Annotated in this window: 12 protein-coding genes; 2 read left to right on the top strand and 10 right to left on the bottom strand. The window is 71.7% G+C overall.

Translation table 11 applies throughout. From position 1 onward, the window contains the following. Position 1 precedes the first annotated feature (1 nt). Positions 2-1615, top strand: a complete 1614-nt coding sequence (locus ABD54_RS21220) for an NCS1 family nucleobase:cation symporter-1 (protein WP_235432139.1) — start codon at positions 2-4, stop codon at positions 1613-1615. A 28-nt stretch (positions 1616-1643) separates the two neighbouring features. On the opposite strand, the gene ABD54_RS28635 is transcribed toward ABD54_RS21220, so the two are convergent. The 5 genes from ABD54_RS28635 to ABD54_RS21240 all read right to left on the bottom strand — a co-directional run bounded on the left by ABD54_RS28635 (position 1644) and on the right by ABD54_RS21240 (position 8598). Then, the gene (locus ABD54_RS28635; RefSeq protein ID WP_200904164.1) at positions 1644-1781 is read right to left on the bottom strand and encodes a hypothetical protein; all 138 of its coding nucleotides are present in this window, start codon (positions 1779-1781) and stop codon (positions 1644-1646) included. A gap of 127 nt (positions 1782-1908) precedes the next feature. Next, the gene (gene galE, locus ABD54_RS21225) at positions 1909-2919 is read right to left on the bottom strand and encodes a UDP-glucose 4-epimerase GalE (RefSeq protein WP_047871282.1); all 1011 of its coding nucleotides are present in this window, start codon (positions 2917-2919) and stop codon (positions 1909-1911) included. A gap of 74 nt (positions 2920-2993) precedes the next feature. Next, entirely contained in the window at positions 2994-6488 is a 3495-nt protein-coding gene (locus ABD54_RS21230) for a bifunctional glycosyltransferase/CDP-glycerol:glycerophosphate glycerophosphotransferase (RefSeq protein ID WP_047871283.1), read from the bottom strand. Positions 6489-7049: 561 nt separating this feature from the next. Next, the gene (locus tag ABD54_RS21235) at positions 7050-7814 is read right to left on the bottom strand and encodes a crotonase/enoyl-CoA hydratase family protein (protein WP_047871284.1); all 765 of its coding nucleotides are present in this window, start codon (positions 7812-7814) and stop codon (positions 7050-7052) included. Positions 7815-7824: 10 nt separating this feature from the next. Continuing rightward, positions 7825-8598, bottom strand: a complete 774-nt coding sequence (locus ABD54_RS21240) for an SDR family NAD(P)-dependent oxidoreductase (protein WP_047871285.1) — start codon at positions 8596-8598, stop codon at positions 7825-7827. Between the two features lie 154 nt (positions 8599-8752). Between ABD54_RS21240 and ABD54_RS21245 the strand changes: the two genes are divergently transcribed. Then, positions 8753-9466 carry a Uma2 family endonuclease gene (locus tag ABD54_RS21245; RefSeq protein ID WP_235432140.1) on the top strand — a complete coding sequence of 238 codons (714 nt, stop codon included), beginning with the start codon at positions 8753-8755 and terminating at the stop codon, positions 9464-9466. Here the strand turns inward: ABD54_RS21245 and ABD54_RS21250 are convergent. The 5 genes from ABD54_RS21250 to ABD54_RS21270 all read right to left on the bottom strand — a co-directional run. Further along, a complete protein-coding gene (locus ABD54_RS21250; protein ID WP_152692070.1) occupies positions 9463-10491 on the bottom strand; it encodes an ROK family glucokinase in 1029 nt (342 codons plus the stop codon). The two genes, ABD54_RS21245 and ABD54_RS21250, sit on opposite strands and share 4 nt — an antisense overlap. A 253-nt stretch (positions 10492-10744) precedes the next feature. After that, the gene (gene glmM / locus ABD54_RS21255) at positions 10745-12082 is read right to left on the bottom strand and encodes a phosphoglucosamine mutase (RefSeq protein WP_047871287.1); all 1338 of its coding nucleotides are present in this window, start codon (positions 12080-12082) and stop codon (positions 10745-10747) included. Between the two features lie 165 nt (positions 12083-12247). Then, positions 12248-12757 (bottom strand): 30S ribosomal protein S9, encoded by a 510-nt coding sequence (rpsI, locus tag ABD54_RS21260; RefSeq protein ID WP_017567323.1) that lies wholly within the window; start codon positions 12755-12757, stop codon positions 12248-12250. A 37-nt stretch (positions 12758-12794) separates the two neighbouring features. Further along, positions 12795-13244, bottom strand: coding sequence for a 50S ribosomal protein L13 (gene rplM / locus ABD54_RS21265; protein WP_047871288.1), 450 nt, complete (start codon positions 13242-13244; stop codon positions 12795-12797). Positions 13245-13880: 636 nt separating this feature from the next. Next, positions 13881-14475, bottom strand: a 595-nt coding sequence (locus ABD54_RS21270; RefSeq protein WP_394324549.1) for a hypothetical protein, incomplete at its 5' end; no start/stop codon positions are given.

A 14475-nucleotide genomic window follows, 5' to 3' on the forward strand; every position in this document is an offset into this window, starting at 1 on the left:
GATGATCGCGAGCTGGGCGACCCAGAACAGGCCGAAGGACAGCCACAGCGTCCACGGCTGGCCGCCCAGCGCCGCCGTCACCCACCCCGACGGCCGGGTGTCCCTCGCCGAGGGGACCGCCCTGCCCGAGGGGCCCTACGTCAACGCCGACCTCCAGCCCGTCCCGATGTCCCGGCGCACCTGGGGCACCGGCAGCTTCGGCGCCCTGTGGGTGAGCATGTCGGTCAGCATCCCGGCCTGGACCCTGGCCAGCGGCCTGATCGCGGCGGGCATGGACTGGCGCCAGGCCATGCTCGCCGTGGTCCTGGGCAATCTCGTCGTCCTGCTGCCCATGGTGCTGACCGGCCACGCGGGCGCCAGGTACGGCGTCCCCTTCCCCGTGTTCGCGCGCGCCTCCTTCGGCCTGCGCGGCGCCAACCTGCCCGCGCTGCTGCGCGGCGCGGTCGCCTGCGGCTGGTACGGCATCCAGACCTGGGTCGGCGGCCAGGGGGTCTACGTCCTGCTCGGGCGGCTGCTCGGCGACGGGTGGACGGGGACGGCGGCGCTGGGCGGCCAGCCGTGGACGCTGTGGCTGTCCTTCGGCCTGTTCTGGGTCGCCCAGCTCGCGATCATCCTGTGGGGCATGGAGGGCGTGCGCCGGACCCAGGTGTGGGCCGCGCCGCTGATGATCCTCGGCGGCGTCGCGCTGCTGGCCTGGATGGCCGTGGAGGCCGGGGGTCTGGCCCCGATGCTGTCCCTGGACTCGGGCGAGCCCCTGGACTGGGGGCCCTCCTTCTGGGCGCTGTTCTTCCCGTCGCTGATGGGCGTGATCGGCTACTGGGCGACCCTGACCCTCAACATCAGCGACTTCACGCGCTTCTCGTCCTCCCAGCGCGCCCAGATGGTGGGCCAGTCGCTGGGGCTGCCCACCACGATGACGCTGTTCTCGCTGCTGGCCGTCATGGTCACGGCGGGCACCGCGGCCGTCTACGGCGAACCCCTGTGGAACCCGATCGACGTCGTGGCGCGGATGGACAGCGGGATCGGCCTGCTCTTCGCGGTCTTCGTCGTGCTGCTGGCCACGGTCTCCACCAACATCGCGGCCAACCTGGTCGGTCCGGCCTACGACCTGTCCAACCTCAGACCGCAGTTGATCAGCTTCCGCGCCGGGGCGATCACCACCTGCGTGCTCAGCGTGCTGATCATGCCGTGGCGGCTGCTGGAGAACGAGAGCGTCTACATCTTCACCTGGCTGGGCACGGTGGGCGGCCTCCTGGGCACCGTGGCGGGCATCCTGCTCGCCGACTACTGGCTGCTGCGCCGCACGCGGATGAACCTGCCCGCGCTGTACGAGCGCGGCTCGGAGTACTGGTACCGGCACGGGTGGAACTGGCGCGCCCTGGTGGCCTTCGGCGTCGGCTCGGTGCTGGCCGTGGGCGGTTCGCACTCCCCCGAGGGCTCGGGCCCCTTCCCGGCCGAGGGCCTGATCCCGTTCCTGGCCCCGCTGGCGGACTACGGATGGCTCGTGGGGCTGGCCAGCGGCCTGCTGCTGCACTGGGGTCTGGGCGTGCTCCTGCCCCACCGCGACGCCGGGGAGCGGGCCGCGAGGAGGGCGCAGGAGGCCTCCGCCGGCTGACCGGGGCCTCGTGTCGGGCCCTTCGGGGTCAGTCCCGCCGGGTCCGCTCCTCGTGGGCGGACCCGGCCCTCGGCGGGAGCCCGACGCCGAAGGCGCCCTCGTCGTCGTAGAAGTGCTCTTCGCCTTCCTCGTACTCTTCGAGCTCTTCGTCCCAGTCGTGTTCCATGCCCGGCTCCGCCCTTCCTTCGGCATCGTCTCGTCGACGCTCGGCGCTCGGAGAAGGTCGTCCCGACGGCGGGGCGCACCGGAGGCCGGGGAGCGCGGAGGACGTCCTCACTCCGCGCTCCGCGGCGTCACCTGTAGCCGTCGGGGTTGGCCGACTGCCAGCGCCAGGCGTCGGCGCAGGCCTCGGCCACCGTGTGCTCGGCCTTCCAACCCAGTTCGCGGTTGGCCATCCCCGGGTCGGCGAAGCAGGTGGCGATGTCGCCGTCGCGGCGCGGCCCCACCCGGAAGGGGATGGTGTGGCCGCAGGCCGCCTCGAAGGCGCGGATCGCCTCCATGACGGAGGTGCCCGTCCCCGTCCCCAGGTTGAAGGCCCTGAGCCCCTTCTGCGAGGCCAGGTGGTCGAGCGCCGCGACGTGCCCCCGGGCCAGGTCCACCACGTGCAGGTAGTCCCGGACCCCCGTGCCGTCCTCGGTGTCGTAGTCGTCGCCGAAGACCGTCAGCTCGGGCAGCCTGCCCGCGGCGACCTTTGAGATGTAGGGGAAGAGGTTGTTGGGGATGTCGTTGGGGTCCTCCCCGATGAGGCCGCTGGGGTGGGCGCCGACCGGGTTGAAGTACCGCAGCACGGTGATCCGCCAGTCGGGCGCGCTCACCGCGAGGTCCTCCAGGATCCTCTCGCCGAACAGCTTGGTCGCGCCGTAGGGGTTGGTCACCCGCAGCGCGCTGCCCTCGGCGATCGGCACCGTTTCGGGGTCGCCGTAGACGGTGGCCGAGGAGCTGAACACCAGGTCGCGGACCCCGACGCGGTCCATCGCCTCGGCGAGCGTGAACAGGGCGTCCAGGTTGTTGCGGTAGTACCGCAGCGGCTGGCTGACGGACTCCCCCACCGCCTTGAGCCCGGCGAAGTGCACCACGGCCTCGATGCCGTGTTCCACCAGGGCGCGCTCGACGACGCCGTGCTCGGTGCAGTCGCCGCGCACGAACGGGATCCGCGCGCCGGTGATCCTCTCGACCCGGCGCACCGCCTCCTCGCTGCTGTTGACCAGGTTGTCCAGGACGACCACCCGGTGCCCGCGCGCGACCAGCTCGACCGCCGTGTGGGAGCCGATGTACCCGGCTCCTCCGGTGAGCAGAATCCTCAAGGCCCTCTTCACCCTCCCTGTCGCGGGGCCGCGCCGGACTGCACGGCCCCTGCCTTCCCCCGAACCCGTCCGGTTCAGAGGAGCTCGCCGAAGACCTGCTCGACCACCCGGGCCGCGGCCTTGCCGTCGTCCAGGGGGCAGAACTGGTTCACGAAGGCCTCGTACCGCTCCCTGTGGGCCTCCTGGACCCCGTCGATGTCGCGGATCGAGTCGATGACCTCGTCGGAGGTGCGCAGCAGCGGGCCCGGGGCGGTCTCGGCGAAGTCGAAGTAGAACCCGCGCAGGCTGTCGCGGTACTCCTCCAGGTCGTAGGTGAAGAACAGCATCGGGCGGCCGGTGTTGGCGAAGTCGAACATCAGCGACGAGTAGTCGGTGATGAGGATGTCCGTGACCAGGAACAGCTCCTGGATCTCGGGGTAGGCCGAGACGTCGAAGACGAAGTCCTTGCCCACGTTCGGCACCCGGTCGACGATGTTGGGGTGCCTGCGGAACAGCAGCACGTGGTCGTCGCCGAGGGCGTCGTACAGCCGCCGCAGGTCCAGGTGCAGGTCCAGCTTGTACTTGCCGACGGAGTAGAACTTGTCGTCGCGCCAGGTGGGCGCGTACAGGATGACCTTCTTGCCCTCCGGCAGGCCCAGGCGCTCGCGGACCGTCTCCGTCACCGCCTCGCGCTCGGGGCGGTGGAAGATGTCGTTGCGCGGGTAGCCGGTCTCCAGGATCTCGTTCTCGAAGCCGAAGGCGCGGCGCAGGATCGGGGTCGCCCAGGGGCTCGGGGAGACCAGGTAGTCCCACTGGTTGGTCTCGTGCCGGAGCCGGTCGTGGTAGTTGCGGCCCGCGAACTGGACGTGCTCGATGTCGAAGCCGATGCGCTTGAGCATCGACCCGTGCCAGGTCTGCACGACCTTCTGCCCGGGCTGCTTCTCGAACCACATGGGCAGGTGGGCGTTGGAGACGATGAACTCCGAGCGCGCCAGCGCCTCGAAGTACTCGCGGCTCGTGTGCCGGACCTCGGTCAGCCCCGGGGGCAGCGTGATCTGGCGGTTGCGCACCATCCACGACATCGGCGTCTGCACACCGCGCCGCCGCAGGTCCTCGTACATGTCCCGAGGGCTGTCGGAGAACTGCTTGCCGGTGTAGCTGTCGAAGACGATGCCCGGCCGCACCGGCTTGCGGCGAAGCTTGGGGTAGACCTCCTCGCGCAGGACCTGCTGCGCGTAGGACCCCTGCTCCTCAGGACGCAGCACCGAGCCCAGGCGCAGCACGGGCCATCCGCGGCCGTCCGGCTTGAACTCCAGGTCGAAGCCGCCCTCCTTCTCGGGGGCGGGGAACTTGGCGGTGCGCAGCTCCTGCGAGAAGCCGATCCGGCGGTCGTCCCACTGGTTGTCGCCGGTGGCGGTGCGCAGCAGGAAGCGGTAGTTGCCGGGCGTGAGGGGCACCTTCGTGCCGAAGTTGGGGATCGCGGTGGGCGGGACGGAGGCCGAGAACCGGCCGTCCGCGGCCTCCACCGGGAACAGGTGCTCCTCCATCCGGCCGACGGCCTTGACCACCAGGGAGAGCTCTCCCGCGGGGGTCTCGGGGAAGTCGCCCCGCAGGTCGAGGACGTCGTCGTCCCAGGAGACGGCGGTGAGCAGGGGCTGGGGCCGCTCCACCCGGATCCTGGTCCGCCCGGCGAAGTCGGGGAGCACCCGCACGCTCAGGCCGGAGTGCGGGTAGCGGCCCTCGGGGCCGTCCTCGGAGAAGGGGATCCACTGGGAGCGGCCGGAGCCGTCCCTGAGGTGGACCGACCACTCCTCGTGGGGGTCGCTGCCCGCGATCGCGTCCCGGTCCTGGTAGCCGTCGGTGAGGGCTGCCAGGTCGGCGAGCACGCGCACGGACGCGCCGTCGGTCTCCACCTTCGCGGGGACCTCGACGTCGCCGGGGAAGCGCTGGACGTAGGCGCTCAGGCCCTCGGCCGGGGTCCCCGTCGCCCGGCCGCTCAGGACCAGGGAGGAGCCCTCGACCTCGGAGCCGTCGAGGACGACCGCCGGGCGCTCGACGGTCAGGCGCAGCTCGAAGTCGTCCACCCAGTGCGGGCGGGCCCACACGCCCGGCCGGACCTGCTCGGGGCCGAGCATCCGGACGTCGGCCGCGGCGGGCTTCTTGAGGCGGTCCACACGGCGGAAGCCTCGGTTGACCACGCCCAGCTCCACGTACCAGTCGCCCTCGTCCCCCAGCTCGGCCGGGTCGATGACGATCCGGTAGCCGCCCCAGTCCTTACGGGAGGTGGCCACCGTCGGGGCGAGCCGGAACTCGTTGGCCTGGTGCGTGGTCGTGTTCAGCCGCACGCGCCTTCCGTCCTCGGCGTTGACCGCCCAGGCGCGGACCTGCTGCTGGAGGCGCTTGTTGGGCCGCAGGTACTTCAGGCAGACCCGGCCCCCGACCACCAGCTTGCCGTCGACCCAGGCGAGTTCCTCGGCCTTCTGGCGGAGCTTGAGCTCCGAGCGCACGCGGTAGACCGAGCGCGGCACGCCCTGGGCGGGGTCGTCCTTGAACGGGTAGTCCGCGTAGTAGCGGATCCCGTGCCGGACGATCTTGGCCTTCTTGTGCTCGGCGCTCTTGTTGAAGACGATGACCTCGCGCAGCTGCTCGACCTTGCGCTGCCGGATGAGGTGCCACTTGAGGCGCTCGATGGCGGGGAGGTCGCGCAGCACCTTGTCGTCCACCTGGTCCAGGTAGGCGTTGCCGAGCTCGACGAGCCTCCGCGTGAAGTCCGCGTCGGCCCGGTCGAGCACCTGGAGGAAGAGGCGCAGGTCGCTGCCGAGCGCGACCGCGTCCCACCGGCGCTTCTGGAGGGGCGGCTGGTTCTCCCTGAGGAAGTCGCTGACCTTGGTGACCGCGCTGACGCGGTCCTCCAGCGCCTGGGGGCGCAGCCGGTCCTGGGTGATGGACTTGTCGTCGCTGGGGCGCTCGCGCCAGAGGTAGACGGGCGCGGAGAGCACGTCCACCGACTCGGCCAGGAAGTGCAGGGGGATGGCCACGGGGATGTCCTCGTGCAGGACTCCGACGGGGAAGGTCATCCCGTGCCTGTCCCAGAAGGAGCGGCGCCAGACCTTGTTGGTGGCCAGCCGGTCGACCAGGAGGGTGTCCTCGCGCGTGATGTGCGTTCCGGTCTTCGCGGTGCGGAAGATCCTGCGGTGCATGGGCGACTGGCGCGTGCCCAGCTCGTTGAGGCGGTGGACGTTGCCGCTGGAGAAGTCCGAGCCGCTCCGGCGCAGGCTCTCCAGGTGGTAACCGAACGCGTAGGACGGGATCACGTCGTCGCTGTCCACGAAGGTGATGAAGTCGCCGCGCGCGTGCTCGATGCCGGTGTTGCGGGCGGCGCCCAGGCCGCCGTTCTCCTGCTGGATCAGCCGGAAGCGGGGGTCCTGCTCGGCGTACCTGGCCGCGATGGCCGCGCTGCCGTCCGGGGACCCGTCGTCCACCATCACGACCTCGAGATCGTCCCATGTCTGCACCTGAAGTGAGCGCAGGCACTCGTCGAGATACCTCTCGACGTTGTAGATGGGGACGACGACACTGAGTGCGACCACAAATGACTCCAAGGCTCCGCGGATCCGAACACACCCGTCGCACAGCGGAGGTCGCGCCAGCGCGCGCCCGGTCTACCGGGTGTGGGGGGAGGGTGGATCAGGCTCCCGCTCCTGTCAGCCCGCAGAGACGGAACGACCGACAGGACAGGACAAGGTGGGCAAAGTAGAACCCAGGTTAACCCATGACTTCAAACCGTCTGGAATTGCGTGAACTTCCTCCCCGCCCGGACGGGAGGGCGCACACCGGGGGCCGCCGGGGAGGCGGACCCTCCGCACGCGGGCGCGCGGGCTGTCGCGCTCTCCCGCGAAAGCGCGCCCACCTCGGACGTCTCGGCCGCACGAGGGCCCTGCCGAGGTGCCCGCCGCGAACCCGCCGGGGGCACCCGCCGGGGCGGTCCGCGGCCCGTGCGACCGGGGGGGACGGCGCGCCTTGGCTCCCGTCACGCCGGCCCGTGACGCACAACACCCCACGGCGGCCGGGGGCCTCGGCAGCTCAGGGCACGTGCGCGCGGCGGTCGTCCCACCGGGCCGGGGGGACGACCGCCGCGCGGCGTCCGGGGCCTACTCGCCCCTCCACACGGGGGCGCGCTTCTCGGCGAAGGCAGCCGCGCCCTCCATGGCGTCGTGGCTGACGAACACCGGGCCCGTCAACTCGTTCTGCTTCTCCCACATCCGCTCGGTGGACCAGTCGTCGGAGGAGGAGATGACCTCCTTGGACACCCGCACCGCCAGCGGGCCGTTGGCCGTGATGCGGGCCGCCAGCTCGCGTGCGCCCTCCAGGGCCCCGCCGCTGGCGGTGACCCGGTTGACCAGCCCGAGCTCGGCCAGGCGCGGGGCCTCGACGAAGTCGCCGGTCAGGGCGAACTCCATCGCGATGTTGCGCGGAATGCGGTGCTGGAGGCGCAGCAGGCCGCCCGCACCGGCGACCAGGCCGCGCTTGACCTCGGGGATGCCGAACCTTGCGTCCTCGGCGGCCACGACCAGGTCGCAGGCGAGCACGGCCTCGAACCCGCCCGCGAGGGCGTACCCCTCCACGGCGGCGATCAGCGGCTTGCGCGGCGGGCGCTCGGCGAAGCCGCCGAACCCGCGGCCCTCCACCAGCGGGACCTCGCCCCGCATGAAGGCCTTGAGGTCCATCCCGGCACAGAAGGTGCCGCCCGCGCCGGTGATGATGCCGACGCTCAGGTCCTTGCGCGCGTCGAGGTCGTCGAGCGCCTCGGCGACGCGTGCGGCGACCGCGGCGTTGACCGCGTTCCTGGCCTGGGGCCGGTTGATGGTGATGACGGCGACGCCGTCCTCCGCGGTGTAGAGAACCTCGTCGGACACGGTGCCCTCCCTACTTCGGCGGCATGCGCAGCGCGCCGTCGATGCGGACGACCTCGCCGTTGACGTAGCTGATCTCCAGCAGTGCCCGGGCGAGACGGCCGAACTCCGCCGCGGTGCCCAGGCGCTTGGGGAAGGGCACCGGCGCGGCCAGGCGCTGCTTGAACTCCTCGGCGGCCTCGCCCTCGCCGTAGATGGGCGTCTCCAGGATGCCGGGGGCGATGGTGTTGACCGTGATGCCGACGGCCGCGAGGTCGCGGGCGGCCGGGAGGGTCATGCCGATGACGCCGCCCTTGGAGGAGGAGTAGGCGATCTGGCCGATCTGGCCCTCGATGCCGGCGAGGGAGGCGGTGTTGACGATGGAGCCGCGCTCGCCGTCCTCGTTGACCGGCTCCGTTCTGGCGATCTCGGCCGCGGCCAGGCGCAGCACGTTGAAGGTGCCGATGAGGTTGACCTGGATGACCTTCTGGTAGCTGTCCAGGTCGTGGGGGTTTCCACTGCGGTCGACGGTGCGGGTGGCCCAGCCGATGCCCGCGCAGGACACGGCCGCCCGGAGGGGTCTGCCGGTGTCGACGGCGGCCTGCACCGCCGCCTTGACCTGGTCCTCCCGGGAGACGTCGGTGCGCACGAAGACGCCGCCGATCTCCTTGGCGACCGCCTCACCGCGCTCGGCGTTGAGGTCGGCGACGACGACGGTCGCGCCCGCGGATGCGAGCTCCCTGGCGGTGGCCTCACCCAGGCCACTCGCGCCGCCCGAGACGAGGGCGGAGATTGCGTTGAGATCCATGGCGGCACTCTACAGAGGATGCGACCTCCGCACTAGAACCAGGTTCGGTTAATTGCGGGTAGCCCCTCCGCGCAGGACTTTCGCCCGGAATCCGGAGTTCTTCGCGGAACCTCCGCGCACCGTCGTCACGGAGCGCTACCGTCCCGTCATGGCGATGACGACCGCATTAGCACGGGCTCAGGAATCGACCCGGGAGGTTTCGACGACCGCTGAGCAGCTCCCCGACTGGTTCATGCCCCCGCCCGGCGGCTGGACCGCCGACGACATGGACGACCTTCCCCCGGGAGTGCCCCGGATGGAACTCATCGACGAAGCCCTTGTCCTGCTTTCCCCCCAGACCCGATTCCGCGCCAAGGTCATGATCCGCCTCGCGGCCCGTCTGGAGGAAGCGGCGCCTCCCAACGTCGACGTCCTCTCGGAAATGACCATGAAGCTCGGCAAGCGCCAACGCCCGGAGCCCGATCTCATCGTCTACGAGTTCGCGGAGGGAGCCGAGGAGCACCCCGACTGGTACCAGGCCACCCACGTCCCTCCCGAAGACGTACTCCTCACTGTGGAGATCGTGTCCAAGGAGTCCCAGGACCGGGATCGCTCCACCAAACCGCTCAAGTACGCGCAGGCGGGTATCCCGCATTTCTGGCGGATAGAGCACGAGGAGAACGGACCCGCTGTCTACGTCTACGAGTTGGACGGCACGAAGGAACCCCGCTACATCCCTGTCACCGTCGCTCGGGAACGCCTCAAGCTGGACCTGCCGTTTCCGATCGACATCGACGTGAGGGCGCTGTCCCGCCAGGTCCCGCGCAACGCGGCGCGCGGCACCCTCCGGCCGCGCGCCGCCGCTCCCGACGGGACCGACCGGACCTAACTCCTGCCGAAACGCCCCAGGCGGCGCTGTCGGCGCCGCTGGTGCCAGCGGGGCAGCGCCTCCCGGGCCAGGTCAGCGGCGCCGACGAGGCCCGCCTCGTTGCCCAGTTCGGCCGCGGCCACCCGGGCCTCGGGACGGTAGCCGCGCCCGGTGAGGTTGCGCTCGAACGCCTCCCTCGCGGGGTCCAGCAGCAGCTCCCCCGCCTCGGACACGCCGCCGCCCACGATGAACAGCTCCGGGTCGAACGCCGCGGCCAGGTTGGCCAGGCCCGAGCCCAGCCACTGCCCGGCCTCGCGCATCAGCTCCACGCACGCGCGGTCCCCCTTGCGCGCCAGCTCGCTGACCAGCGGACCGGTGATCTGGGCGGCGTCGCCGCCCACCGCCTGGTGCAGGGCCTCCGCCACCGGCGACTGCGAGGCCACCAGCTCCCGCGCCTCCCGCGTCAGCGCGTTGCCGCTCGCGTACTGCTCCCAGCAGCCCCGGTTCCCGCACTCGCAGCGGTGGCCGCCCGGCACCACCGTCATGTGCCCGAACTCCCCGGCCAGTCCGTACCGGCCCCGGTGCAGGCTCCCGTCGAGCACGACCGCGCCGCCGATGCCCGTACCCAGGTTCACCACCACGGCGTTGTCCACGCCCCGGCCCGCCCCGGCCCGCACCTCGGCCCAGGCGGAGGCGTTAGCGTCGTTCTCCACCACCACGGGCAGTCCCAGCCGCAGGGCCAGGGCGTCGCGCAACGGCTCCCGGCGCCAGGACAGGTGCGGGGCGAACAGCACGTTGGCCCGCCGCTCGTCGACGAAACCCGCGGCGCCCACGCCCACGGCGCGCACCCGGAACTCCCGGCGCAGCTCCCGCACCACCGAGACGATCGTGTCCTCCACGACCGCGGGGCTCTTGCTGCGTTCGGGGGTCTCCGTGCGCAGCCGGGCCAGGATGCGCCCGCCGGGCGTCACCACACCGGCGGCCACCTTCGTCCCTCCGATGTCCACCCCGATAGTCAGGGCGTGCCCGTACCGCGTGTCCGCCACCGTGACCAACTCCACCGCCTCGGACCCGCGCTCCGCGGGTCAGCCACACATGAGAACGCGCACCCGGCCGTCCGTGTGCCCGGGTGCGCGGAAAAGGGGCTCGGGTGCCGACGGGGTCCCGCAGGCGTCGGAGGCGCGATCGCGAGGAACGAGCCGTCGCACGCGGGACGGCACCGTGCCCGCTTCCAACCCGGTCCCCGCCTTCGGCACACCCGGACACGGGTCGGGGCGGGGGCCCGAAGGAGCCCTGCCCTCAGCCGAGCGCGGAGCGCACCACGGCGGCCAGCCGCTCGGCCACCGCGCTGGCCTGCTCCTCCTCCGGCGCCTCGACCATGACCCTGACCTTGGGCTCGGTCCCGCTGGGCCGGATCAGCACCCGACCGGTCTCGCCCAGTTCCTCCTCGGCCTCGCGCACTGCCGCCGCGAGCTCCACGGATTCCTTGGCGCGGGCCTTGTCCACGTCGGGCACGTTGACGAGCACCTGCGGCAGGCGGGTCATCACCTTGGCCAGCTCCGCCAGGCCCTGCTCGCGGTGGGCCATCGCGGCCAGCAGGTGCAGACCGGTCAGGACGCCGTCGCCGGTGGTGGCGTGCTCCAGCAGGATCACGTGCCCGGACTGCTCGCCGCCCAGGCCGAACCCGCCGCGCTTCATCTCCTCCAGCACGTAGCGGTCGCCCACCGCGGTCTCCACCACGGTGATGCCCTCGCGCCCCATCGCCAGCTTCAGGCCCAGGTTGGACATGACCGTTACCACGAGCGTGTCCTGTGCGAGTCTGCCCTCCTCCTTGGCCTCGGTGGCCAGGATCGCCAGGATCTGGTCGCCGTCGACCACGCGGCCCTCGGCGTCCACGGCCAGGCAGCGGTCGGCGTCGCCGTCGTTGGCGATACCAGCGTCCGCGCCGTGCAGGCGTACCGCCTCCTGGAGCACCTCCAGGTGGGTGGAGCCGCACCCGTCGTTGATGTTGTGGCCGTCCGGCTGGTCGCCGATCGCCACGACCTCCGCGCCCGCGCGGCGGAGCGCCTCGGGCGCGACCAGGGCGGAGGCGCCGTTGGCGCAGTCCACCACGACCTTGAGGCCCTTGAGGCTGTGGGGCACCGAGGCCAGCACGTGCTCGACGTAGCGCTCGGCGCCGTCGTCGGCGTCGGTGACCCTGCCTACGAGGTCGCCCACGGCCGGGGTGGAGGGCACGCCGAGCATGCCCTCGATCTCCTCCTCCAGGGCGTCCTCCAGCTTCTGACCGCCCCGCGCGAAGAACTTGATGCCGTTGTCGGGGGCCGGGTTGTGGCTGGCGGAGAGCATCACGCCGAAGTCGGCGCCGAGCGCGCCGGTCAGGTAGGCCACGGCGGGGGTGGGCAGCACGCCCACGCGCACCACGTCCACGCCGGTGCTGGCCAGGCCCGCGACGACGGCGGCCTCGAGGAACTCGCCGGAGGCCCGCGGGTCGCGGCCCACCACGGCCCTGGGCCGCGCCCCGTCACCGCCGCGGGTCAGCACCCGCGCCGCCGCGACGGACAGCTCCAGCGCGAGGGCGGCGGTCAGGTCCCGACCGGCGACACCGCGTACACCATCTGTTCCGAACAGCCGAGCCACAGGCGGACAGCCCCTTTCGAAGACGGCGCCGTGACCCGGCGCCGGTGGAGTAGCGAGGGTGGCCCAGACAAAGCCACCGGAAAAACCGAAGGCCCGTACGCCGTCCCAGTGGTGGGAACGGCGTACGGGCCGAAGCTCAGCCGAGCGGGTGCCGGCGCATGAGCACTAGCGCTTGGAGAACTGGGGAGCCTTGCGCGCCTTCTTGAGACCGGCCTTCTTGCGCTCCACCTCGCGGGCGTCGCGGGTCAGGAAACCGGCCTTCTTGAGGGTCGGGCGGTTGTTCTCCGGGTCCAGGGACGCCAGCGCACGGGCGATGCCGTGGCGCAGGGCGCCGGCCTGGCCGCTGGTGCCGCCGCCGTCGAGACGGGCGAAGACGTCGTAGGCGCCGTCGAACCCGAGGGAGACGAACGGCTCCTTGATGGTCTGCTGGTGGACCTTGTCCGGGAAGTACGCCTCAAGCGACTTGCCGTTGACCTTCCACTCGCCCGCGCCGGGGGCGATGCGGACACGGGCGACGGCCTGCTTGCGCCGACCGGTGCCAGCGCTGGGGCCGGACGCGGTGGGGACGTAGGCGGCGGCGTTCTCGTCGGACTCGCTGGTGTACTCGGAGGGGAACTCCTCCGGGTTCTCCACGTACTCCTGCTCGACGTCTTCGATGCCGGTGGGCTCGACCACGGTTCTCCTCGTGCTCTCTGTAAAAGTCTGCGAACGCCTAGGCGGGCTGCTCGATCTTGGTGATTTCGAACGCAACCGGCTGCTGGGCCTGGTGCGGGTGCTCCGAACCGGCGTACACCTTGAGCTTCTTGGCCATCTGGCGGCCCAGGGAGCCCTTGGGGAGCATGCCCTTGACGGCCTTCTCGATGGCCCGCTCGGGGTTCTTCTCCAGCAGGTCGGCGTAGGAGACGGAGCGCAGGCCGCCCGGGTAGCCGGAGTGGCGGTAGGCGCGCTTCTGCTCCAGCTTCTTGCCGGTCAGGGCGACCTTGTCGGCGTTCACGACGATCACGAAGTCGCCGGTGTCGATGTGGGGCGCGTAGTACGGCTTGTGCTTGCCCCGAAGCAGCGTGGCAACCTGGCTCGCCATACGCCCGAGCACGAGATCGGTAGCGTCGACAACGTGCCACTGACGCTGGACATCGTTTGGTTTGGGGCTGTATGTGCGCACGATCGTTTGCCTTCGCTCTTCAGTCGGCTGCCCCATCCCGTGCGGGGATGGGGGACTCGTATACACACCCGCGGTTGCGGGGGCGTCTGGCCGGATATCCCGTGCCATGTCACAGGACTCTCCGAATGGTGAGTGCGCAGACGATGGTGCGTGGATCGGCGCCCGGCGATCGGGGCCCACGGCAACTCAACGCACAACGACGGAATATCCTACCTGGCCACCGCCGCGCAGGTCAAAGCCAGCGGCGGAGCGGACCGGCCGGACCGCGCTCGGCGGGGAAAACACCGGCACGGGGTCACATCCGTGACCTCTCCGTCTTTTATTATGCCCGTTGCCGGGAGTGCTTCGTCCTGTTCCCGCCCCCGCGTTGGCTACGCTTGCACCGAAAGGCCGGTCTGCTCCCGTGATGACGGGCACCGACACGGCCTCGGAGACGCCCGTCACGGTCGCCGAAACCACGGGAACCCGGAACGGACGGCACCGCGCGGCCCAGGCCGCGTGCCGGTGGACCGCGGCCCAGTCCCACCCCCAGAGCCCTCGGAGACTCCCATCAGTACCCATCCGAACCAGCCACAGTACGGTCCCGACGGCAGACCCGTCGGGCCGGAGGCCGGTGACGGCCAGGACCTGCTCGGGTCAGCGCCCTCCCACGCCGAGGGCCAGCATCCCACATCGGGGCCACAGCAGACACACGGCGCGCCCCCGCCCGACCAGCATCCCCCGTACCAACAGCACCACCACTCCCCCACGCAGCCGAGCGGCCCCCAGATACCGCCGTACGGCCAGGGCGGGCAGCAGCACGGCTACCCCGGCGGCGCCCGTCAGGACCTCCACGGCGGCCCGCAGGCCCCGGCCCAGCCCCCGAGCGGACCGCAGAGCCCCCAGAACCCGCAGTACGGCCAAGGCGGGCTGCCCCCGGGCGTGCCCGGCTACCCCGGCGGCCAGGCGCCGATGCAGGCGCCCACCGGCGGCCAGTCCCCCCAACATCCGGAGCCGCCCCAGCAGGGCACCGGCGGCCAGCAGGCACCCGTGCACCCCGGACAGCCGCCTCAGGGCACCGGCGGCCAGTTCCCGCCGCACGGGGCCCCCACCGGCGGCCAGGCGCCGATGCAGGCGCCCACCGGCGGATACCCCTCGCACCAGGCCCCCACCGGCGGCCACCCGGGCATGGGCCAGCAGTCGGGCCCGCACGCGCCCCCCGGACAGAACGCCGCCCCGGGCCGACCCGGGC

This window comes from Nocardiopsis sp. RV163, assembly GCF_001029525.1.
Taxonomy (GTDB): domain Bacteria; phylum Actinomycetota; class Actinomycetes; order Streptosporangiales; family Streptosporangiaceae; genus Nocardiopsis; species Nocardiopsis dassonvillei.

Coding starts and splice junctions, on each gene's coding strand:
- ABD54_RS21220 (WP_235432139.1), top strand. CDS start 2: ATGATCGCGAGCTGGGCGACCCAGAACAGGCCGAAGGACAGCCACAGC.
- ABD54_RS28635 (WP_200904164.1), bottom strand. CDS start 1,781: ATGGAACACGACTGGGACGAAGAGCTCGAAGAGTACGAGGAAGGCGAA.
- ABD54_RS21240 (WP_047871285.1), bottom strand. CDS start 8,598: ATGGATCTCAACGCAATCTCCGCCCTCGTCTCGGGCGGCGCGAGTGGC.
- ABD54_RS21245 (WP_235432140.1), top strand. CDS start 8,753: ATGACGACCGCATTAGCACGGGCTCAGGAATCGACCCGGGAGGTTTCG.